General features: G+C 70.8%; 19 protein-coding genes and 1 CRISPR repeat array. Of the genes, 5 read left to right on the top strand and 14 right to left on the bottom strand.

The window, feature by feature from the left end; genetic code table 11:
* Positions 1 to 121: 121 nt before the first annotated feature.
* The gene (locus OCT49_RS10940; RefSeq protein WP_283851696.1) at positions 122 to 679 is read right to left on the bottom strand and encodes a hypothetical protein; all 558 of its coding nucleotides are present in this window, start codon (positions 677 to 679) and stop codon (positions 122 to 124) included.
* A 320-nt stretch (positions 680 to 999) separates the two neighbouring features.
* Here OCT49_RS10940 and OCT49_RS10935 point away from each other — a divergent pair, with 320 nt between their 5' ends.
* Together OCT49_RS10935 and OCT49_RS10930 are read left to right on the top strand one after the other, a co-directional pair.
* Positions 1,000 to 1,326, top strand: a complete 327-nt coding sequence (locus OCT49_RS10935) for a hypothetical protein (protein ID WP_502963458.1) — start codon at positions 1,000 to 1,002, stop codon at positions 1,324 to 1,326.
* Between the two features lie 101 nt (positions 1,327 to 1,427).
* Positions 1,428 to 2,912 (top strand): S28 family serine protease, encoded by a 1,485-nt coding sequence (locus OCT49_RS10930; RefSeq protein WP_283851694.1) that lies wholly within the window; start codon positions 1,428 to 1,430, stop codon positions 2,910 to 2,912.
* Positions 2,913 to 3,058: 146 nt separating this feature from the next.
* Here the strand turns inward: OCT49_RS10930 and OCT49_RS10925 are convergent, their stop codons facing one another.
* Positions 3,059 to 4,921, bottom strand: coding sequence for a glycoside hydrolase family 3 protein (locus OCT49_RS10925; protein ID WP_283851693.1), 1,863 nt, complete (start codon positions 4,919 to 4,921; stop codon positions 3,059 to 3,061).
* A 301-nt stretch (positions 4,922 to 5,222) separates the two neighbouring features.
* Entirely contained in the window at positions 5,223 to 6,146 is a 924-nt protein-coding gene (locus OCT49_RS10920; protein ID WP_283851692.1) for a LysR family transcriptional regulator, read from the bottom strand.
* Positions 6,147 to 6,303: 157 nt separating this feature from the next.
* Between OCT49_RS10920 and OCT49_RS10915 the strand changes: the two genes are divergently transcribed.
* Positions 6,304 to 7,242: an EamA family transporter gene (locus OCT49_RS10915; protein WP_283851691.1), complete on the top strand. Its 939-nt coding sequence runs from the start codon at positions 6,304 to 6,306 to the stop codon at positions 7,240 to 7,242.
* Between the two features lie 15 nt (positions 7,243 to 7,257).
* Here the strand turns inward: OCT49_RS10915 and OCT49_RS10910 are convergent, their stop codons facing one another.
* The 8 genes from OCT49_RS10910 to OCT49_RS10875 form a co-directional block, all read right to left on the bottom strand.
* Positions 7,258 to 7,764, bottom strand: coding sequence for a type II toxin-antitoxin system Phd/YefM family antitoxin (locus tag OCT49_RS10910; RefSeq protein ID WP_283851690.1), 507 nt, complete (start codon positions 7,762 to 7,764; stop codon positions 7,258 to 7,260).
* Positions 7,765 to 8,554: 790 nt separating this feature from the next.
* Positions 8,555 to 9,001 (bottom strand): NUDIX hydrolase, encoded by a 447-nt coding sequence (locus tag OCT49_RS10905; RefSeq protein WP_283851689.1) that lies wholly within the window; start codon positions 8,999 to 9,001, stop codon positions 8,555 to 8,557.
* Positions 8,998 to 9,645, bottom strand: a complete 648-nt coding sequence (gene tmk / locus OCT49_RS10900; RefSeq protein ID WP_283851688.1) for a dTMP kinase — start codon at positions 9,643 to 9,645, stop codon at positions 8,998 to 9,000. The genes OCT49_RS10905 and tmk overlap by 4 nt, the downstream gene beginning before the upstream one ends.
* Complete coding sequence (locus tag OCT49_RS10895; RefSeq protein WP_283851687.1) at positions 9,642 to 11,183, bottom strand: B12-binding domain-containing radical SAM protein; 1,542 nt, start codon at positions 11,181 to 11,183, stop codon at positions 9,642 to 9,644. The genes tmk and OCT49_RS10895 overlap by 4 nt, the downstream gene beginning before the upstream one ends.
* A gap of 15 nt (positions 11,184 to 11,198) precedes the next feature.
* Positions 11,199 to 11,999 carry a DNA glycosylase family protein gene (locus OCT49_RS10890; protein ID WP_283851686.1) on the bottom strand — a complete coding sequence of 267 codons (801 nt, stop codon included), beginning with the start codon at positions 11,997 to 11,999 and terminating at the stop codon, positions 11,199 to 11,201.
* Between the two features lie 215 nt (positions 12,000 to 12,214).
* Positions 12,215 to 12,712, bottom strand: coding sequence for an exonuclease/endonuclease/phosphatase family protein (locus tag OCT49_RS10885; RefSeq protein ID WP_283851685.1), 498 nt, complete (start codon positions 12,710 to 12,712; stop codon positions 12,215 to 12,217).
* 96 nt (positions 12,713 to 12,808) lie between these two features.
* Positions 12,809 to 13,198, bottom strand: a complete 390-nt coding sequence (locus tag OCT49_RS10880; RefSeq protein WP_283851684.1) for a DUF6415 family natural product biosynthesis protein — start codon at positions 13,196 to 13,198, stop codon at positions 12,809 to 12,811.
* Positions 13,199 to 13,402: 204 nt separating this feature from the next.
* The gene (locus OCT49_RS10875) at positions 13,403 to 13,990 is read right to left on the bottom strand and encodes a hypothetical protein (RefSeq protein ID WP_283851683.1); all 588 of its coding nucleotides are present in this window, start codon (positions 13,988 to 13,990) and stop codon (positions 13,403 to 13,405) included.
* A 235-nt stretch (positions 13,991 to 14,225) separates the two neighbouring features.
* On the opposite strand from OCT49_RS10875, the gene OCT49_RS10870 reads away from it, so the two are divergent.
* Both OCT49_RS10870 and OCT49_RS10865 read left to right on the top strand, forming a co-directional pair.
* Entirely contained in the window at positions 14,226 to 15,506 is a 1,281-nt protein-coding gene (locus OCT49_RS10870) for an NsdA family TPR-like regulatory protein (protein WP_283851682.1), read from the top strand.
* Entirely contained in the window at positions 15,503 to 16,045 is a 543-nt protein-coding gene (locus OCT49_RS10865; RefSeq protein WP_283851681.1) for a GNAT family N-acetyltransferase, read from the top strand. The genes OCT49_RS10870 and OCT49_RS10865 overlap by 4 nt, the downstream gene beginning before the upstream one ends.
* A gap of 121 nt (positions 16,046 to 16,166) precedes the next feature.
* A CRISPR array of direct repeats spans positions 16,167 to 17,665; the repeat unit is 29 nt; unit sequence GGGACCACCCCCGCACGCGCGGGGAACAC.
* Between the two features lie 264 nt (positions 17,666 to 17,929).
* Here the strand turns inward: OCT49_RS10865 and OCT49_RS10860 are convergent.
* Genes OCT49_RS10860 through OCT49_RS10850 form a run of 3 tightly spaced genes read right to left on the bottom strand, consistent with a single transcriptional unit; the run spans position 17,930 to position 20,238 of the window.
* Positions 17,930 to 18,721 carry a sugar phosphate isomerase/epimerase family protein gene (locus OCT49_RS10860; protein ID WP_283851680.1) on the bottom strand — a complete coding sequence of 264 codons (792 nt, stop codon included), beginning with the start codon at positions 18,719 to 18,721 and terminating at the stop codon, positions 17,930 to 17,932.
* 40 nt (positions 18,722 to 18,761) lie between these two features.
* Entirely contained in the window at positions 18,762 to 19,376 is a 615-nt protein-coding gene (locus OCT49_RS10855; RefSeq protein WP_283851679.1) for a GAF domain-containing protein, read from the bottom strand.
* Positions 19,360 to 20,238: a S8 family peptidase gene (locus tag OCT49_RS10850; protein WP_283851678.1), complete on the bottom strand. Its 879-nt coding sequence runs from the start codon at positions 20,236 to 20,238 to the stop codon at positions 19,360 to 19,362. Before OCT49_RS10850 ends, OCT49_RS10855 begins: the two co-directional genes overlap by 17 nt.

Here is a 20,238-nt window from a genome sequence, read left to right as displayed (position 1 = left end):
CCGGGGACGGGGCCGACTGTGCGAGGCCGCCGGGCCCGACTGCACGGGGCTGCCGGGACTTCCGGCGGTCCCGCGTACCTCGGCTGGTCCCGGGCGGGGTTCGTGCAGCCCCGGGCTGGGCTCAGTCGCCGATGTCGGAGATCCGACCGGTCGCCAGGTCCGACCGCACGGTCAGGTACGAGTACGTGGGGTGCTCGCCGCGGCTCCAGGTGAGCCGCACCGTCGACCAGGTGTGACCGGTGGCGCTGTCGCCCGGCGTGACCAGGAAGGCGAGCGGAACGTTCTGGGCGCGGAGCACCCCGTCCGCGTGGTTGCGCCGCTCCCAGGCGTCCAGCCGGGACCGCAACTGCGGGGTCAGGTAGAACTTCCGCAGGACGGTGGTGAGTTCACCGCCGCCCTCCGCCGACACGGCGTCGATGTAGGCGCCGTAGAAGTGGGCGACCTGCTGGTACGCCGGGGCGCCGAGGTTCCCGTGCGCCGCCGGTGCCTGCTGGGTCTGTGGTGCCTGTCGGGTTTTCGACGCCTGCTGTGCCTGCGGGGTTTTTGACGTCTGCGGTGCCCCCGGGGCCGCCGCGACGACCGGGCCCGCGGCGACGGCGGTGAGCAGAGCGGCGGCGAGCAGCGTCCGGCCGAGGGCGCGCCGGCTCCGGGACCCCTGCGCGGTGCGGAGTTGAAGCATGACAGTTCCTGCCTTTCGTATGGCTCTGTCCTGTTGGAGCCATGCTGTGGTGATTCGGTTGCCCTGGGGTGTGGCACGCCGGATGCAACCTTCGGATGGACTCCTGCGTCGTACGCGTGTATGCGTGTGTACCGGGCCGGGGTGTAAATGTTCGATTGGCGATGGGGTTACTGGTGAGCAAAAGGGCCGTCAAGTCCGGAAAGGCTGAAATAGCTGGTTCCTCCCATGGGGGTGGGAGAACCGGCACGGTCACCGGAGGGGCCAAGGGCTTCGGGAGAGTGGCGCGTTCGATCGCTCTGCCGTTGGTGGTCGCCGTCGGCATGGTCCTCGGCGGCCCCGCCGTCGGCAGCGCCGACGCCGCATCGGCCTGCACCGGACGCCTGGCGAAGACGGTCCCCTTCAAGACCGGCAAACTGCACGTCTACAAGAGCCGTTCCTACGCCTGCGCGATGGCCGTCGCCAAGAAGCCGGGGCCGCGCCGCTCGATGTCCGTGACGATCCAGGCGCGCGGCGGCAGCCCCGTCACCGACCGGGGCAAGTACACCAAGCAGGCGGGCCCGGTGACGGTCCACGCGCTGAACAGATGCGTCAGGGCCTCGGCCGGCATCTCGGGCGGATCGGCCTCCACCGGCTGGATCCTCTGCTGACGACGGAACACCCCGCGGCCGATCGGCCCCGTCAGGGTCTGGCGGCGGGGGTGCCGCCCCGCTAGGTTCACGGCGAACGTTGTGAATCTTGGGGAGGGTGTATGCGCAAGGCGCTCAGAGGGTTCCTGTCGCTCGCGTTGCTCGTCGGCACGGTGGGCGCGACGGGCGTCTCGGCCGGGGCGGCCACCGCCGCGGAACCGGCCGGGCCGGTGAGCCGGTCCGGCCAGGACGGCACCGCCACCGACGACGGCACCGCCACCGACATCAAGGACCGCATCCTGGCCATTCCCGGGATGAGCCTCATAGAGGAGAAGCCCTACGCGGGCTACCGCTACTTCGTCCTCAACTACACCCAGCCGGTCGACCACCGGCGCCCGTGGAAGGGCACCTTCCAGCAGCGCCTCACCCTGCTGCACAAGGACACGTCCCGCCCGACGGTCTTCTACACCAGCGGGTACAACGTCTCCACCAACCCCAGCCGCTCCGAGCCGACCCGGATCATCGACGGCAACCAGGTCTCCCTGGAGTACCGGTTCTTCACCCCGTCCCGCCCGGCGCCCGCCGACTGGTCCAAGCTGGACATCTGGCAGGCCGCCAGCGACCAGCACCGCGTCTTCACCGCCCTGAAGCGGATCTACAGCAAGAACTGGCTGACCACCGGCGGTTCCAAGGGCGGCATGACCGCCACGTACTTCGAGCGCTTCTACCCCCGGGACATGGACGGCGTCGTCGCGTACGTCGCGCCCAACGACGTGGTGAACAAGGAGGATTCGGCCTACGACCGGTTCTTCGAGAACGTCGGCACCAAGGAGTGCCGCGACCGGCTGAACGGGGTGCAGCGCGAGGCGCTGGTGCGCCGCGAGCCGCTGGAGAAGAAGTACCGGGAGTACGCCGCGGCGAACGGCTACACCTTCGACATCACCGGTTCGCTGGACCGGGCGTACGAGGCCGTCGTCATGGACTACGTCTGGGCGTTCTGGCAGTACAGTCTGCTGTCCGACTGCGACACCATTCCGGCCGACGCCGCCTCCGCGTCCGACCAGGAGATCTGGGACTCGATCGACTCCATCTCCGGCTTCTCCGCCTACGCGGACCAGGGCCTGGAGAGGTACACCCCGTACTACTACCAGGCGGGCACCCAGCTCGGTTCGCCCGACATCAAGCAGCCATGGCTCGGCAACCTGAGCCGGTACGGGTACCAGCCGCCGCGCAACTTCGTGCCGCGGTCCATCCCGATGCGGTTCCAGCCGTCGGTGATGCGCGACGTCGACAAGTGGGTCAAGCGGCACGCCCACCAGATGCTGTACGTCTACGGGGAGAACGACCCGTGGGGCTCGGAGCGCTTCCGGCCCGGCGCGGGCTCCCGTGACAGCTACGTCATGACCGTGCCCGGCGGCAACCACGGCGCCAACGTGGCCGGGCTCGGCGAGGCGGACCGGGCCAAGGCCACCGCGGCCATCCTGCGCTGGGCGGGCGTCGCCCCGGCCGCCGTGCAGGACGACCCGGCGAAGGCGAAGCCGCTCGCGAAGTTCGACGCCCGGCTGGACAAGCAGGACGTGATGAACGAGCGGCGCCTGCGCCCGTGACCGACCCCGGCGCCGGTCCCCGGAACGTTCCGGGCACCGGCGCCGGGCACCGGCCGTCGCGCTGCGGGGGCCGGACACCGGCTGCTGCGCTGTGACGGCCGGCACCACCGGCTATTGCCCTACGACGCCTGGCACCTGTCGCCCTCTCAGTACTTCAGGCCGTACCCCACCGGGTACAGCACCCGGGTCGGATCGTCCGCGCGCTGCACCGGCACCGGCAGGGCGCCCCGCGGCTCGGCGCGACCCGCGATGACCCGGGCCGCGGCCCGGAGCTCGACGTCGGTCCAGGAGTACGTGGCCAGGTTCGCCGCGAACCCGGTCCCGGCCAGGTGGGCGACGTCGTACGGGTTGCGGATCGCGACCGTGATCACCGGGACGCCGGTCGCGGCCAGGGCGCTCACCAGGGTGCGCTGCGAACTGGCCGCCGAGACGTTGTACGTCGCCACGACCACGGCGTCCTTGCCCCGGGCCGCCGCCACCGCCTCGTCGATCTTCGCCCTGGTGGGCGCGGTGCCGGTGGACAGCGCGGTCGCCGCGTGTCCCAGCTCCCCGAAGGCGGTGGCCAGGGTGGTGGTCGGCGGTCCCGTGGTGCCGGAGGGGGAGGCCGGGTCGGCACCGACCACCAGCAGGTTCTTGTGGGAGCGGCGGGAGAGCGGCAGCACCGCGCCCTCGTTGGCGAGCAGGGTGGTGGTGCGCCCGGCGATCCGGTCGGCGGCGGCGAGGTGCGCCCGGGTGCCGACGGTACGGTCCACTCCCCGGCGGCTCACGAACGGGTCGTCGAACAGCCCGAGCTTCGCCTTCAGCCGCAGGATGCGCAGGATCGATTCGTCGAGCCGGGCCTCGGTGAGTTCACCGCTCTTCACGGCCGCCAGGACGGCGTTCCAGGCGATGTCCAGGCGCGGCGGGTTGAGCAGCTGGTCGACGCCCGCCTTCAGGGCGAGGACCGGCACGCGGTCGTCGCCGTACTTCTCCCGCACCCCCTTCATGTCGAGCGCGTCGGTCACCACGACGCCGTCGTAGCCGAGTTCCTCGCGCAGGATGCCGGTGAGGATCGGGTGGGACAGCGTGGCCGGGTCCTCCGCCGGGTCCAGGGCCGGGACGACGATGTGCGCGGTCATGATCGAGTCGATGCCCGCGGCGATCGCGGCCCGGAACGGCGGCGCGTCCAGCTCCGCCCACTGCTCGCGGGTGTGGTTGATGACGGGCAGCCCGGTGTGGCTGTCGGTGCTGGTGTCGCCGTGGCCCGGGAAGTGCTTGGCCGTCGAGGCGATCCCGCTGCTCTGGTACCCCTTCACCTGAGCGGCGACCATCGCGGCCACCGACTGCGGGTCGGAGCCGAAGGAACGTACGCCGATGACCGGGTTGGCCGGGTTGACGTTGACGTCGGCGTCCGGCGCGTAGTTCTGGTTGATGCCCATCGCGGCCAGCTCGGCGCCCGCGATCTGCCCGGCCCGGCGGGCGTCGGAGCGCGAGCCGCCCGCGCCCAGCGCCATCGCGCCCGGCATCAGGGTGGCGGGCTCGCCGACCCGGCAGACGATGCCGTGCTCCTGGTCGGTGGAGACGAGGAGCGGCAGCGGGGTGGGACCGGCGAGACCGGCGCGCTGGATGCCGTTGGAGAGGTCGGCGATCTGGTACGGGTCGCGGGTGTTGTGCGCCCAGGCGAAGTAGATGATCCCGCCGACGTGGTACTTGGCGATCAGCTCGGCGGCGGTACGGACCCCGATCTCGGCCAGGTTGGCGTCGATGTCGGCCTGGTCGGGCTCGGTGGCGGAGTGCCCGTACACCCGCATCACGAAGAGCTGCCCGACCTTCTCCTCCAGGCTCATCCCGGAGATGATCCGCTTGAGCCGCGCGGTGGCGGCGGCTGAATGGTGGTGCCCGCCATGGCCACTGCTCGCGGCCCGCGGGGCGGCGACGGCGCCGGGGGCGACGCCCGCGCCCGTGGCGACGGCTGCGACCGTCGCGGCGGTGGCGGTGAGGAGGGTGCGTCTGGAGGGGCGGTGGGGCACGTGAGCTCCTTCGGCCGTACTCGGGAACGAGAGGATGGTGAAAGAAACTTCCAAGGAGCACGGATATCCAGAAAATAACTTCCGGTCAAGGGTCTGGACCGTTTTTGGCCCGCTCCGCTCAGCCCCGTCGCCGCCGGACCGGACCGCACCGGGCCGCACCGGTCTGGATTGGTCCGGATCAGTACGGATCGGGGCAGACGGGATCAGGAGGGCTCGGGAGGGTCCGGGAGGGATCGGGAGGGCTCGGGAGGGGCGAGGCGGGCCCGATCCCTCCCGGCAGATCGAGCTGGGGGCAGGCGGATCAAACAGGGGCGGGCGGGGTCAGCCCCACCGCGACCCCGTGCGCCTGGAGCGAGGCCACCGCCGCCGTGATCGCGGGCCGCCGGGCCGCCTCCGTGCGCCACAGCGCGTACAGCCTCCGCACCGGTACCGGATCGAGCGGCACCGCCACCACCCCCTCGGGCAGCGCGCCCCGCCCCAGCCTTGGGATCATCGCGACCCCGAGACCCGCGGCGAGCAGGGCCAGCTGGGTGTGGTTCTCCTCCGCCTGATGCCGGATGTCCGGCTCGTAACCCGCCGCGCGCAGTGTCCGTACGAGCCAGTCGTGGCAGACCGTCCCCGGCGGCTGGCAGATCCACCGCTCCTTCGCCAGCTCCTCGCGCCGCGCCCCCTTCCGCCCGGCGAGACGGTGCCCCTCGGGCACCAGTAGATCGCAGCGGTCGTCGCCGATCACCGCCTGCGCCACGCCCTCCGGCGCGGGCAGCGGGGCGATGTCCCAGTCGTGCGCGACCGCCAGATCGATCACGCCCTTGGCCACCAGATCGACCGAGAGGTGCGGGTCGACCTCGGTCAGCCGCACCTCCAGGGCCGGATGGTCCCGGTCCAGCTCCGCCAGTACACCGGGCAGCAGCCCGCGCGCGGCGGACGCGAACGCACCGATCGACAGCCGCCCCGTCGGCAGCCCCCTGCGCTCCTCCAGCGTCGTCTCGGCGCGCTCCACGATCGCCAGCAACTGCTGGGCCGTAGCGGCCAGATGGAGCGCCTCCTCGGTCAGCGCGACACCGCGCCCGCGGCGTTCCAGGAGCGTCGTGCGGGTCTCCCGCTCCAGCTTGGTGATCTGCTGCGAGACCGCCGACGGGGTGTAGCCGAGCGCGGCGGCGGCAGCCGCGACGGAACCGTGTACGGAGACCGCGTGCAGGGCGCGCAGCCTGGCCAGATCGAGCACCGGAACCTCCCGGAGGCAGGGGCCGCCCTTGCGGAGGCCCTCGGCGATTCGACACCGTTCCGGCGGCGCCTCATCGGCGATTCATCAGCAACACTCAATTCCACCATGAAGAAATCCGTGCTGGTGCTACATGGTCGGTGCGGGTGATCCTCGGTGCATGCGTCCCCTCCACATCGCCCTGGCCGCCCTGGTGGCCGCCGTCTGGGGTGTCAACTTCGTCGTCATCGAGGTCGGCCTCGGGCACTTCCCGCCGCTGCTCTTCTCGGCCCTGCGCTTCCTGGCCGCCGCCCTGCCCGCGATCTTCTTCGTCGGCCGGCCCAAGGTGGCCTGGAAGTGGATCGTGGGCGTCGGGCTGGCCCTCGGGGTGGCGAAGTTCGGGCTGCTCTTCATCGGCATGGACCGGGGGATGCCCGCCGGTCTGTCGTCCCTCGTGCTCCAGGTCCAGGCGGTCTTCACCGCGCTCTTCGCCGCCGTCGTACTCGGCGAACGCCCGGGGAAGGTGCGGGTGCTGGGGATGGGGGTGGCCCTCGCCGGCATCGGGGTCGCGGCGGTCGACGAGGGAGCGAGGGGGCCCGTGCTCGCCTTCGTCCTGGTGATCGCGGCGGCGGCCTGCTGGGGCGTGTCCAACGTACTGACCCGCAAGGCCGCCCCGCCGGACCCGCTCAACTTCATGGTCTGGGTCTCGACCGTGCCCGTGCTCCCGCTGCTCGGCCTCTCCCTCCTCTTCGAGGGCTGGGACCGCGACGCGGAGGCGCTGGCCGCACTCGACTGGAGCGGCGTCGGCATCATCGTCTACGTCGCCTGGATCACGACCGTGTTCGGCTTCGGGGCCTGGGGCTACCTGCTGAGCCGGCACCCGGCGTCGTCGGTGGCCCCGTTCACCCTGCTCGTCCCGGTCTTCGGAATGTCCTCGGCCGCGCTGCTGCTGGGGGAGTCGGTGAGCCCGCTGCGGTGGTGCGCGGCGGCGCTGCTGGTGGGCGGGGTGGCCCTGACGTCCCTGGCCGGAACGCGCAAGCCCCGGTCCGCGTCGGAGCCGACCCCGGAGGCCGCCCCCGACGCGGGCGACCCCCAGCCGGCCGCGAGGGCCGGCCGGTGACCCGGTGACGCAGGCTCACTGCCCGCCGACCGGTGGCTGTCGCGCCAGGAACTCTTCGAAGGCCGCCGCCTGCTTGGGACTCATGTATCCCTGGCGCGCATGCATGGCCCTGTTCTCCAGCCACTCCACCTCGCGGGCGTCCACCTGCACGACCACCACCGCTCCACCCCGGGCAAAGCTCACCCGCCGACCGTCGGCGCGCACGTACCGGGTGTAGGGCCCGTACTCCTCCGGCTCGGCCAACGGCTCGACCCGGAGCCGCCCGACGTCCCGCGCCGCTCCGTCCGGTCCCTCTTCCTCGCCCTCGCCCTGCGGTATCGGCCCGGGAACGGGACAGTCGGCGCGGACCCAATGCTCCAGCTCGGCCACCTTCCCCGCCGGTAACAGCACACTCACCGCCCCACCGTGCTCGGTGAATACGACACGTTCCCCGGTGGACTCGACCAGCGAGACGAGGCGCCCGTAGTCGATGGGCTTCGAGGCGTAGTGACGCTCAACGACGATCTTCACAACGTCTTCCACGCCCCAGGACGCTACCGAGAGGGACTGACAGAACTGACAGAGCGGACGGCTCCCGCCCCGCGCGCCGGCCCCGTCAGTCGAAAGCGCGCAGCAAGAGCCGTACCGTGCCTGCGATTCCTCGCCCTATCAATCTGAACAGACCTGTTTCCAGCGCAAGTTCACCGGCATCGGCAGCTATTTCCGCACGGTCCGAGCCATGTCGACAGCGAGGACAGGACCGAGGCCATCGGTGCTTCTGTCCCCCACACTTCCTGCAGTTCGTCATGACGGCCATTCTCCCCTCTCCGCCATGCGACCAGGTCGCGCAGCCGAACGACCTGACAACCCTGCCATCAGCGTGTCCGCCGCCCTGCGGGGTTGAATCACCCCCGCATGCGCGGGGACCACGTACCGGCGGATGCGCCGAACCTGCCCGACGACGAATCACCCCCGCACGCGCGGGGACCACTACTCGCCGTGCGGGACGTTCTCCCGCCGCACCGAATCACCCCCGCACGTGCGGGGACCACAGCCGGACGCCGAGGGGCGGCACGTGGTTCAGGGAATCACCCCCGCACGTGCGGGGACCACAGTTCGTGACCTGCGCCTTTATCGCGGCAGGGTGCGAGTTTTTACTTACTTCCAAAGATCCCGGCATAGTCCCTAAAAGGTGCATTCTTTTCAGGTGGGAGGCAGAGGCCCGTGCGGAGCGGTTATCCCAGCTTGCCTTCACCACAACAATCACTTCTCATGGCTGAACTCGGTCTGTAAGACGAAGGCGCTGCCGCCAGCTCTGTCATCGGCTGAGGTTTCAGCTCCAGCCGTGTTCGGTCAGGGTGCCGCCGAGGCCGCCGAGGTGGGCGAGAAGTCCTGCCCTCGGGTACTCGATGATGTCCTCGGGCAGGTCGTGCACGGGGTGCCACTCCACAGCCAGGCACTTGTCCGGCTCCCTGTTGAAAGGCTCACCGATCCACTCAGCCGCCTCGAAGAAGAACCCGATGCGGGAGACGGTGCTGTTCTGCTTGTGGTGCACGGTGTGCACCAGCCGCAGACGGTCGGGGTCGACCGATACGCCGACCTCCTCGAACAGTTCGCGGGCGGCCCCCGTGGTCAGGGGCTCGCCTTCGTCGAGTTTGCCGGAGGGCAGGTGCCATCGGCCGTGTCCGTACTCTCCGCCGCGCTGGGAGAGGAGCACCTTGTCACCCGTGCGGAGGATGACGTGGACGTCGATGACGGGTTGCGCGAGTTGCGGTGTCATGGTTCCTGGGGGTTGGTTGGCGGTGGTGGAGCAGTCGACGCTACCGATGGATCCGGGATCGCGTCGGCGATTGCGGCGGCCACCTCTGTGGGGGTGACCGATCCGTTGTCCACGACGAGCACAGGCACGCCGGCTGACCGAAGGGCCCGGGTCGCTTCCTCGTAGAGGGCGACTTCGCGGCCGGGCGCGGTCGGGTCGCGGTGGAACCGGTTGTGGGGGCCGCGCGCGGCTATCCGCTCGGCGATGAGGCCGGGGTCCGCGGTCAGGATGACCGCGAGGTCCGGCATCAGGACGTGCGCGTTCAGAGCGAGGAGGAATGGCAGCGGCACACCGTCGAGCTGCTGCATGACGAGGGTCGAGGCGACGTACCGGTCGGTGATCACCATCTGTCCGGCGGTCAGTCGGGGCTCGATCTCGTGCTCGGCGTGCTCGTACCGGTCTGCGGCGACCAGGCAGGCCAGGGCGTGCCCGCGGATGTGGGCGAAGTGGGCGCTGACGAACCGGCCGACGTCGCTGGTAGTCGGCTCCACCGTCCGGTGCACGTCGATGCCCCGGCCGGCCAGCTCGTCGTATAGGGCCTTGATGGTGGTGGACTTCCCGGCGCCGCTGGGGCCGTCGATGCTGACGAACATCCCGCGGGTCATGCCGCCGCCCCCTGCGTGCGGCTGTTGCGCTGGTGCTGCTCTCGGGTGAGCGTCGCGAGGGTGGAGCGGATACGTGGCAGCGGGACGCCGCCGAACTGAACATTCACGGAAAAGTTGAACTCGTCGCGCTGGCGCATGGACTCGTCGGCGCCGTCCTGGGTGAGGTCGACGTCTCCGTAGGCGAGAAGGTCGTCGGGGCGGTGCCCGTCGTCCAGGAGTGTCTGCCAGACGGGGGTCCCCGGGTAGGGACGGAACTCGAACACGCTCGCCCGTACGTCGCCGGGATGGTGGTCGGCGATGTCCCACAGGGTACGGATGTGGCGAACAGTCGCGGCAAGGTCGTCGGGCCCCTCCCCGGGGAAACCCAAGATGAAGTAGCCCTTGACGCTGATGCCGTGCGCGACCAGGCGGCGGGCGACGCGCTCCGTCATGGCCGCGTCGATCCGCTTGTCCATCATCTTCAGGATGCGGTCGCTGCCGGACTCGATCCCGAGTGCGACCTCCCGCAGCCCGTTGGCCACAAGCCGGTCCAGCTCCGCGTCGGACAGCCGGTCCAGCACGTTGATACGCCCGGTGGCGTCCCACACGTACCGTTCCCCGATCCGGTGCCGGGCGAAGGCATTCATCTGCTCCTCGATGACGCGGCCGACGCCGAGGAACAGGTCGTCCACGAACCGGAAGGCGGTCACCCCGTACCCGTCATGGAGCTGATCGAGTTCGCCGATGATGTTCTCGGGGTCGCGGACGCGGATCAGGAGGTCGGGGTTGGCACTGACGGCGGCCCCGCAGAACGTGCAGTTGTACGGGCAGCCCCTGCTGCCGACGATGTTCGCTTCCACGTGGCCGGTGCGCGCGGCCGTCTTCAGCAGGGTGGTGCCACGGCTCGCCGCCAGGCGTCGGTCCGTCTCCGTGGGCGCGGCCCGACAAGGGTCCTGCGGCAGGAACGTCCGGTCGACGTGGGGCAGGGCGTTGATGTCCGGGCCGAGGAGCTGCGGGTCCGGGCGGCCGGACGGGATGCCGGCGGCCCGGGTGCCGAGCAGCGTGTCGCGCCACAGCACCCCGGGCAACTCCCGGCGCCGCTGCTCGTCCTCCAGCAGCGCGGCGACGCGCAGTTCTCCCTCGCCCAGGATCAGCGCGCGCAGGTTGGCCATGCGGGGGTCGGCCAGGATCCGGTCCGGCATGGCCTTGGCGTGGTGCCCGCCGACCATCAGCGCGATGTCCGGGTCGAGCAGGGCGGCGATCCGTGCGGACATCTCGTAGGTGGGGGCGAGCAGGTTCATCGCCGCCCACCGCGGCCGGGCCTGGTTGACGAGGTCCGCGGTCTGCTCGATGCCGAGCCCGTGCGCCTCCGCGTCGAGGACCCCCACGGCGAACCCGGCCTGCTTCGCGTAGGTGGCGATGTACGCCATGCCGAGCACCGGCAGCGTGTAGTCGTTGGTCCGGGGCCTCAATGCGTAGTCGCGCAGCGGGGCGTTCACGAACAGGGCGTCGAGCCGGTGCGCCGGGTCGGCGCCGGAGATGAGGGGTAACTGCTGCATCGGTCCATCCTTTTCTCAAGGGGCGTGGGAGCCCCAGGTGAGCGTGGACAGGGTCAGGGTGTGCAGAGCAGTACGGTCGGGACCGGCCCAGCCGGTCCACATCGCGCCGAACGACTTGTCCTTCTTGTCCGGCCAGTTATGGGTGGGGGCGATCTTCGCTGCCCAGGTCCGCACGGCGAGGTCGTCGTGCGGGTACATGCTGAAGTCGCCGGTGAAGTCGGCTGCGGCTGCGGCTGCGGTCCACGGGCCGATGCGCGGGATCCGCACCAACTTGGTCACGAGGTCCGGCGCGTTCAGGAGCTGCCACCGCCCGGCGTTCGCCGCGTAGGCCGTGGCAGCGGCCCGCAGCGCTGTCGAGTGGAACCGGGCCCCGACCGCCGCGAACTCGTCGTCGCCCAGCTCAAGGACACGCTCCGGGGACGGAGCGAGGTGGAGGTCCCCGGACGCGGTGCAGACACGCGTGCCGTATGACCGGCACCAGTTCCGGTAGAGCTTGCGGGCCTGCCCGGCCCGCACGACCTGCCGCAGCACCGCCGTGGTGATCGCGTCCCACAGCCACGGGGTGGCCAGCCTCTGCGAGACGCCCAACTCGGCCAGGCCCTCCCGCAGCTCGGCAGGAACATCGGCGGGCAACCGTACGGGATCGGTGGTGACGAACTCCGGCTTCACGTCCTCGGTGCCGTCCACGCAGTCCATGTGCGGGCCATTTCGGTCCCACGACAGGACCCAGACCCCGGTGGTCGCGTGCACGGCTCGCACACGGCCACCAGCCTCAGTCTCGATCCATGCGGGGTGATCGGTCGTCAAGACACTCATGGGGGTGCTCCTCGCGTTGTGCGCTTGGTTTCGCCGTAGCTTCTCGCATCACAAAGGTCCGGTCCCCTCTTCCCTCCCTCGGCTTCCTGCGCCGGCTCATCCCAGCCGATCAGGATCGACGTGCAGAGGCCAGACGGCCGATGCGACGTCCGCGTAGCAGGGGAGGTGGTTGGAGACCTCGCGAGTTTCGGGCATGTCCAGGACCCGGAAGCCCTTCAACCACGGTCCCGCGCCCCGTACTCGGCCAGCAAAGCGACCCCGCGGGCACGGCCGGCCGGTGAGAGCGGATCGAGGTGCGCGTTGAAGTCGGTGAGCTTCCAGCCCGTGACCCGGCCCGTCAGATCGGCCCTGGCGAGCGTGTGACGAGGCGCCCCTTCAACGGCAACAGGAACGAAGTCCCTGACCTCCAGCCGGCGAGGGGTGACCAGCGTTATCAGGGACCCGCGGCTGTTCGACGGGGTCAGATGCCACTCCATGCCCAGCGCCTGACCGGTCGCCTTGGCCATCTTGAAGTCGTCCCGGTCGTAGTGTGTGGCCTCCTGGAGACACACCACATCCGGCCGCAGCAACAGCAGCAAAATGATCTGCTGTTCCCAGCGCACGGTGTCGACCCCACCGAGTCCCGTCCTGTCGAGGCCGCCCCCGCGCAGGTTGTACGTAACGACGCGAAGAACGCCTTCTTCCTTGCCCGTCGGCACATCCTCGAATGCCACCTCTACTCACCTCCCGAGAGGGCGATACCGGATACCGAGTCCGTAGGACCTGCCGGGCTGCGGGAAACGGAAGAACTCACCGTGCTCTCCTTCTCCTCATGGCCTCTCTCGGAGGCACTGGTTCTCGACCAGGCGCTCCAGGAACGCATCGAGCCTCCAGGCCAGTTGCCGCAGGTGCCCGACAGCTTCGGAGTGGTCCTCGCCCAGCGCTGCCGACCGGGCGTCCTGTGCGCGCTTCACGAGGTCAGCGACCTCCGGATCCCGTTGGTCGGCCTGCGAGGTGACCGCGAGTTGCACCATGTGCCGCAGGTGACTGCGCAGCCGCGTCCCGAGGGCCTCGACCTCGTCCTTGCTGGGCACGTAGTTGTCGAGCACGGCCGCGACGTCGTCGAGGCGGTTACCGTCCACGTACGGCTGCCACGTCTGGGCCTTGCCGAGCATCCAGCTGAGCCGGGCGGGGTCAGAGGGCTGATCTGCCTTCCTCACGGGGTGGTCCCGGCGCGGGGCAGCGGGCGACAGGGTCACCAGCCCGGCCCCGAGAACACCCAGACGCCACGAGTGCAGAAGAATCCGCATGCGCGCTTCAGGGTTCGCGCTCGCTCGCACGGCGCACCAGCGAGGCAGTCCGCGCACGCCAAGGTGTGGTCCAGCAACGTCAGGTACGTCGACTCGGCGGCATCCTCTGTCGGCCTATCCACGGCCGTCCTCCTTAGCCTCCACGGCCAGGCGCTGCCTGGCACTTCGCTGGTGGCTGCCGTAGGCGACGAGCAGTGCGACGGCGCCCGGGGCGCACAGGGCTCCGGGGCCGTCCATCGGTACGCACCAGTAGGACCTGGACGGGGTCGGTTCGGTCCGGTGGGGGCTCGGGACGCCGAGAAAGCAGCCGGGGCCGAGACACTCGACGCCCGGGACCGGGCCGGCCCATTGCGGCAGCCGTGACATGTTCGCCGGAACGAGTGCGTAGTACCGCTGGGAGGACGTGTCGATGAACACGGCGCCGCCCCGGAGCACTTCCTTCAGGTAGGCGTCGATGCGCTCGGGGTCCTTGGTGCCGGCGGCGGCCTGCACGATGTCGGCCTGGATGCGGACCGCAGCGAACACCACGCCGCAGCGCAGGAGCGCGATGCCCTTCGAGACCCACTGGTCGCGAGCCTCGCGCAGGTCCGGGGCCGCGCTGAGCAGCCAGTAGGTGACCGCCGGCCCGCGGCCCTTCGCGGGAGGTACGGACACGGGACGGCCGTTGAAGCCGGGCTGGGAGGGAGCGTTGAGACTCGTCATCGGTTTGGAGCCTTCGTGTCGTCTCGGCGCCTGGCCTGCATTCGGACGGGGGACGAAATGCAGGCCAGGCCGTCAACAGCCACCGCTGCGCATGCACTGGGTGGCTGACATGCAGACAACTCGACTGCCAGCACCGATGGTTAGGGCTTTCCGGGAGGAACCCGAGAAAACCCCCTAGGGCGATTTGACCCCGGGTTTACCTGACTGAAAGAGAGCATGGGGCTACGGTGAGTCGATGAGTGCCGCGCGCAATGCCGCTCTTGAGGCGTGGATGGCCGAGCACGGCCACAGCTCCAACAGCCTGGCCGAGGCGGTGAACACCGCCCTTGAACACCTCACAGGACGCCTTGGGGGCCTGGACGGATCGTCGGTCCGGGCCTGGAAGGCAGGACGTGTCAGATGGCCCAAATCAGCTACACGTAGAGCACTTGAGGAGGTATCCGGCCTGTCTGTGACCGATTTAGGGTTCGTGCCACGGGGTCGGACTCTGCCCACCCCCGCCCCACCGCAGCAGGAGGACGCAATGAAGCGCCGCACCCTCGTCGGCGGCATCGCGGCGGCTGCCGCAGCGGCCGCAGCCCCAGGCACTGCCGCACCACGCCGGATCGGCATGAGCGATGTCGAACGTCTACAGCAGCGCTTCGCCGGGATCGTCGCCAGCGACCACCGCCGGGGCGGGCAGGTGGACATCGAACAGCGCGCCGCCGCGCTCGCCGATGAGGCCCTGACCCTCCAGAACGCCGGCGCCGCCACCCAACGGGTACGCCGCAACCTCTACGCTGCCGCAGCAGCATTCCGCTCCTCCGCGATGTGGGCTGCCGTGGACGGCCGACGCTACGACGTCGCGGAAGGCCACATGCGCAAGGCGCAGACCCTCGCCGAGATGAGTGGCGACCAGGCCATCAAGTTCCGGATCTGGAGCCATGCAGGCACCATGTACCGGCACATGGGCCGCCCCGCCGACGCCCTCGCTGCGAACGATGTGGCCCGCAGTCTCCACATCACCCGCCGAGACCCCCAGTTCGCCGCCCTCGGCCTCGCCCGACAAGGTGCCATCCAGGGCGCAGCACACCAGCAGTCCAACGCCAACCGCTCGTTCGACCAGGCCCAGTACGCCATGCTGCGCGCCGACCCCGACGACCACCGTCCGATGTGGATGCTTGCTTTCTGGGACCAGGCCGAGCTGCATGCCCTGGCGCTCTCGGCGCATCTGTCGCTCGGCAACTATCCGACCGCCGAGTTCCACGCCCACCGCTGCCTGGCCAACCTCCGGCCTCACATGATTCGGTCCCGGGCCATCACCACGACTCGTCTCGCGCACGCCCAGCTCGCGCAGGGCGATGCCGACATGGCCACCGTCACCGCGATGAAGGTCCCCGCCGAGGCCGCCACCGAGCACGCCCGGGTCAGTCGGATGCTGCGCGAGTTCACCGCCGCCCTGCGCGCTACCGCACCGGGCAGCGCCGCCGTGCAGACCTGGGCCGAACACACCACCACCTGGAGGGCCGCCGCATGACGACGACACCCGCAATCGAACTCCGCGCACATACCGACCTCGACCCCGTTCGCGGGGACCTCCTGGACGTGTACGCCGAGGTCCGCGCCCCTCTCCTTCACCTGCCGAACTACGCGGTCCACGCCTTCGGCGAACGGCTGGACCGGCACGGCGCCGGCCCCGAGTTCACGGCCGTCCTCGCCTACGTCGGCGGGCAGCCGGTCGGCTACGCCTACAGCAACACGATCCGGCACGGCGACCGGTACTGGCAGCGCACCACCCCGGAACCATCGGAGGAGTACACCGAGCACCCCGTCGTGGCGTTGAAGGAGCTCGGTGTTGTGGAGGCATGGCGGAAGACCGGAACGGCCCGCGTTCTCCACGACGCCCTGCTCGCCACCCACGACGACAAGCCGTACGCCACCCTCATGGTCAATAAGTTGGCCGGCGACGGGGCCGTCCACCGGCTGTACGAGTCGTGGGGATACCGCGATCTTGGGCAGAGTCAGCCGTCCCCGGCGTCGCCGGTGCTCACGGTGATGATCCGCCCCACTCACTGACCTGTCGGCCGTTGCTGGGCTGCCCCCGGCCAGGTGCGAACCGCTGTTGCCCCAGGCGAAGCCACAGCTCGGAGGTACGCGTCACCCGGCGGGCCCGCTGGGCGGAACAGCCCATGAAAAGGGGACCACCCCCGCACGCGCGGGGAACACCCGGGCCGGGTGGTGTGCAGGGGGTCCATCGGGGGACCACCCCCGCACGCGCGGGGAACACTCGTGGCGGCCTGGGCCTCTGCGCACCGAGGAGGGACCACCCCCGCACGCGCGGGGAACACTGGTGGAGGGGGCGGTGACGGTGCTGAGGTCGGGGACCACCCCCGCACGCGCGGGGAACACTTGAGTTCGCGCATGTCGTCACGTCCCCTCGGGGGACCACCCCCGCACGCGCGGGGAACACTTGAGTTCGCGCATGTCGTCACGTCCCCTCGGGGGACCACCCCCGCACGCGCGGGGAACACGGGTGGGCCGCTCCCCCGGCGCCCTGACCACGGGGACCACCCCCGCACGCGCGGGGAACACCGGCCGGCACTGTGCCGCCCGTGCTTGCGCAGGGGACCACCCCCGCACGCGCGGGGAACACGGTCGTGGAGCCACTTGCGATGCATGGCCAACGGGACCACCCCCGCACGCGCGGGGAACACCCGGCCACACCGCCAACGTGAGCGCCGTAGGCGGGACCACCCCCGCACGCGCGGGGAACACCCGGGGAAGCGCTGGTACCCGATCGACGCCCTGGGACCACCCCCGCACGCGCGGGGAACACGACGCACGGGCCATGTCGGCAAGCTTGGTCACGGGACCACCCCCGCACGCGCGGGGAACACCACATCTGCTGCTGCGCAAGTGCATACGGATCGGGACCACCCCCGCACGCGCGGGGAACACCACCAGGTCGCCAGGCTGGAAGTGGTCGGGCTGGGACCACCCCCGCACGCGCGGGGAACACCAGAAGACAATGCCGCTTAGGGTTGGAGAAGTGGGACCACCCCCGCACGCGCGGGGAACACGATGCGGACGTTCACGAACGCACCACCGCCGCGGGACCACCCCCGCACGCGCGGGGAACACTCCATTCCGTACTCCCCTGTCCGCAGCCGGGTGGGACCACCCCCGCACGCGCGGGGAACACCCCGGCACCGGTTTCGACTTCCGTCAGTCGGCGGGACCACCCCCGCACGCGCGGGGAACACTCGTTGCGGAGGCTCAAGCCGCAGTGGAGGCCGCCGCAGGGACCACCCCCGCACGCGCGGGGAACACCGGTTGCCCCACGCCCCGGGGTGGGCGCCCTGGGGACCACCCCCGCACGCGCGGGGAACACGCTCAGGGCCTGTCCGGGACCGACGTGGATGGGGGACCACCCCCGCACGCGCGGGGAACACGGCAGCTCCTCGTAGGAGCGCTGGTAGCGGGCGGGACCACCCCCGCACGCGCGGGGAACACACGCCCTGCCGGGACACGCGGGACAGGTTCCGGGGACCACCCCCGCACGCGCGGGGAACACTTCACATGCGCGTTGTAGAGGTCGTAGAGCCGGGGACCACCCCCGCACGCGCGGGGAACACCTCCGCCAGCTCAGCAACTTCCCCACCGGCCACGGACCACCCCCGCACGCGCGGGGAACACAGTTCGTGACCTGCGACGTTATCGCGGCAGGGTGTTGATTTTACTTACTTTCAAAGATTCCGACATAGCGGACGCAAGGGGCATTCTTTTAGGTGGTGGATAGGGAGCCCGGGCAGAGCAATTGTCTCAGGCCGCCTTCGCCCCGCCAGTTCTTCCTCATGGCTGGACTCGGTCCGCAAGGTGGGGGCTTGGGCCTGTTCCACGGCAGAGAGCGGAATGCCCCACCTGCGCAGGGAACACCCCACCAGCAGGGCGCCGGGACGGCTACCGCCCCCGCGGCGCGCCCAAGCTCAGCAGATGCTCCCGCCCCGCCGTCAGGAGGTCCGGCAGGGGAGGGGCGGCCGGGTGCCAGCGCTTCTCGTATTCCCAGCAGACCCAGCTGTCCGGGTCCAGGGTGGCCAGGCAGGCGGCCAGGGGCAGTGCTCCGGCGCCCAGGGGGAGCGGTTCGGTGTCCTCGGCGGACGCGATGTCCTTCACCTGGACGTAGCCCAGGTACGGGGCCAGTACCGCGTGGCTCGCGGCCGGGGGCTCGTCGGCGAGCCAGGTGTGCATGATGTCCCACAGCGCGCCGATCCGGGCGTGGCCGACCGTTCCGACGATCCGGGCGACGTCCGCGCCGGCCCGGTGGGAGTCGTGGGTCTCCAGCAGGATGCGTACGTTCCGGTCGGTGGCGTGCGGGGCGGCGGCGGCCAGGCGGCGGGCGGCGTTCGCGTCGGCCTCGGCGGGGGGCAGGCCGCCGCCGCCCGGGAAGACCCGGACGTTCTCCGCGCCCAGGTCGTGCGCCAGGTCCACCAGCCCGGCCAGCTCCTCCAGCACGGGCGCGTCGTCGCCCTCGGCGGCGGCCCTGACGTACCCGGCGACGGTCAGGATCCGTACGCCGGCCTTCTCGAACTCCTCGGCCACGGCGGCCCGTTCGGAGGCGGAGAGGCCCGGGTGCACCGGCTCCTCCGGGTGGGCCCGCAGCTCCACCCCCTGGTAGCCGTGGTCGACGGCGAGCCGGACGACATCGGCGATGGGCAGCCCCGGCACTCCGAGGGTGGAGAAGGCGAACTTCACCTGGGTGGTCCTTCCGTCGTCGGCTTCCTGCCCCCGGGGCTCAGCAGGGCTCCCGGAGCAGCTGCTCCAGACTACCCAGCAGTCGCAGCGCGTCCGCCCGCTGACGTGGCCCCAGCCCCGCGCCGAGTCCCTGTGCGCCGGCGGCGGGGGCGTGCGCGGCCATCCGCAGCGCCGCCGCGGCCTGCCGGGCGAACATGGCGAGCAGGTCCAGTTCCCGCATGTCCGTCCGGGCGCGCGGCGACGGATCGAGCACCTCCAGTACGCCGAGCACCTGCCCGTCGCTGATCAGCGGGGCCGCCATCAGGGAGTCGGGCACGAACTCGGTGGACTCGGCGAGCGAACGGTCGAAGGAGGTGTCCGTGGTGAGGTCGTCCACCACCATCGGCTCGCCCGAGGTCGCCACCCAGCCCGCGATCCCGCGGCCGGCCGGAAACCTGCGGCCCACCAGGAACTCCTCGCCCTGGCCGGACACCGCCTGGAAGACCAGCTCGTCGGCCTCCTCGTCCAGCAGGAAGACCGAACTGGCCTCCGCCCCGAAGATCGCGCGGGCCACGTCGACGATGGACTGGAGGAGTTCGCGCCGGTGCGGGTCGACCGGTGGGACCGTTCCCGCGGCGGACGCCGACGCGGACACTGGTTCAGTTCTCGGAGTCATCGCAGACCTCTCCTGCCGGGGTGGGAAGCCGCGGACCGAACCGCACGTTGGCCGCGGAGAGATAAAGGGCGTTCTTGAGCTGGAAGGCCGTCATCCTCGGATGGGACGAGAGGAGACGCGCGCACAGTCCGCTGATGTACGGGGTCGCGAAGCTGTTCCCGGTGGTGCGGATCGAGGTGCCGCCCAGCCACGGCACCGTCACGTTCTGGCCGGGGGCGAAGAACTCCACCGGCGGTTCGGGGTTGTATAGGTGCAGGTCCGGGTCCTCCTCCTGGTGGCTGCCCACGGAGATCACCGAGGCGAACCGCCACGGGTAGCTCTCCACCGGGGAGTTGTGCGCCGAGGCGACCACGACCGTCCGGTTGAAGTAGGCGCGGTCGGCCAGCGAGTGCAGCTCCTCGGCGAACCGGGCCCGGGTGGTGGACAACGACAGGTTCACCACGTCGAAGCCCTGCTCGACCGCCCAGCGCAACCCGGCCAGCAGCACGTCCCCGGTACCGGAGAACCGCTCGCCCAGCACCCGTACGCTGTGCAGTTCGCACTCCGGGGCGGTCCGCCGGATGATGCCCGCGCAGGCGGTGCCGTGCCCGCAGGAGTCCCCGGTGTCGGTCGGCCGCACCTCGGTCCCGCCGGTCTCCGGGTCCTTGACCACCACCCATGAGCCGGCGACCGGGCCGACGCCCGGATGGTCGCGTTCGACGCCCGAGTCCACCACGCAGACCCGTACGCCCCGCCCGGTGCCCGGTACGGTCCCGTCCTCGTGCCCCGGGCCCGGGTCCGCGAGAACCGCCACGTCGTCGGGTCCGCGTCCCCGCAGACTCCAGGTCAGTCCCGGCCCCGGGGCCGTGTCCGTGGTCGTCAT

It is taken from the genome of Streptomyces sp. ML-6, from assembly GCF_030116705.1.
Lineage (GTDB): Bacteria > Actinomycetota > Actinomycetes > Streptomycetales > Streptomycetaceae > Streptomyces.
The sequence above is the reverse complement of the archived record's forward strand: the minus strand, read 5'-3'. Positions and strand labels throughout refer to the sequence as shown.

What these genes read in the sequence shown, in the direction of transcription:
- OCT49_RS10940 (WP_283851696.1), bottom strand. Translation starts at nt 679, where the DNA reads ATGCTTCAACTCCGCACCGCGCAGGGGTCCCGGAGCCGGCGCGCCCTC.
- OCT49_RS10935 (WP_502963458.1), top strand. Translation starts at nt 1,000, where the DNA reads ATGGTCCTCGGCGGCCCCGCCGTCGGCAGCGCCGACGCCGCATCGGCC.
- OCT49_RS10930 (WP_283851694.1), top strand. Translation starts at nt 1,428, where the DNA reads ATGCGCAAGGCGCTCAGAGGGTTCCTGTCGCTCGCGTTGCTCGTCGGC.
- OCT49_RS10915 (WP_283851691.1), top strand. Translation starts at nt 6,304, where the DNA reads ATGCGTCCCCTCCACATCGCCCTGGCCGCCCTGGTGGCCGCCGTCTGG.
- OCT49_RS10905 (WP_283851689.1), bottom strand. Translation starts at nt 9,001, where the DNA reads ATGACACCGCAACTCGCGCAACCCGTCATCGACGTCCACGTCATCCTC.
- tmk (WP_283851688.1), bottom strand. Translation starts at nt 9,645, where the DNA reads ATGACCCGCGGGATGTTCGTCAGCATCGACGGCCCCAGCGGCGCCGGG.
- OCT49_RS10895 (WP_283851687.1), bottom strand. Translation starts at nt 11,183, where the DNA reads ATGCAGCAGTTACCCCTCATCTCCGGCGCCGACCCGGCGCACCGGCTC.
- OCT49_RS10890 (WP_283851686.1), bottom strand. Translation starts at nt 11,999, where the DNA reads ATGAGTGTCTTGACGACCGATCACCCCGCATGGATCGAGACTGAGGCT.
- OCT49_RS10875 (WP_283851683.1), bottom strand. Translation starts at nt 13,990, where the DNA reads ATGACGAGTCTCAACGCTCCCTCCCAGCCCGGCTTCAACGGCCGTCCC.
- OCT49_RS10870 (WP_283851682.1), top strand. Translation starts at nt 14,226, where the DNA reads ATGAGTGCCGCGCGCAATGCCGCTCTTGAGGCGTGGATGGCCGAGCAC.
- OCT49_RS10865 (WP_283851681.1), top strand. Translation starts at nt 15,503, where the DNA reads ATGACGACGACACCCGCAATCGAACTCCGCGCACATACCGACCTCGAC.
- OCT49_RS10855 (WP_283851679.1), bottom strand. Translation starts at nt 19,376, where the DNA reads ATGACTCCGAGAACTGAACCAGTGTCCGCGTCGGCGTCCGCCGCGGGA.
- OCT49_RS10850 (WP_283851678.1), bottom strand. Translation starts at nt 20,238, where the DNA reads ATGACGACCACGGACACGGCCCCGGGGCCGGGACTGACCTGGAGTCTG.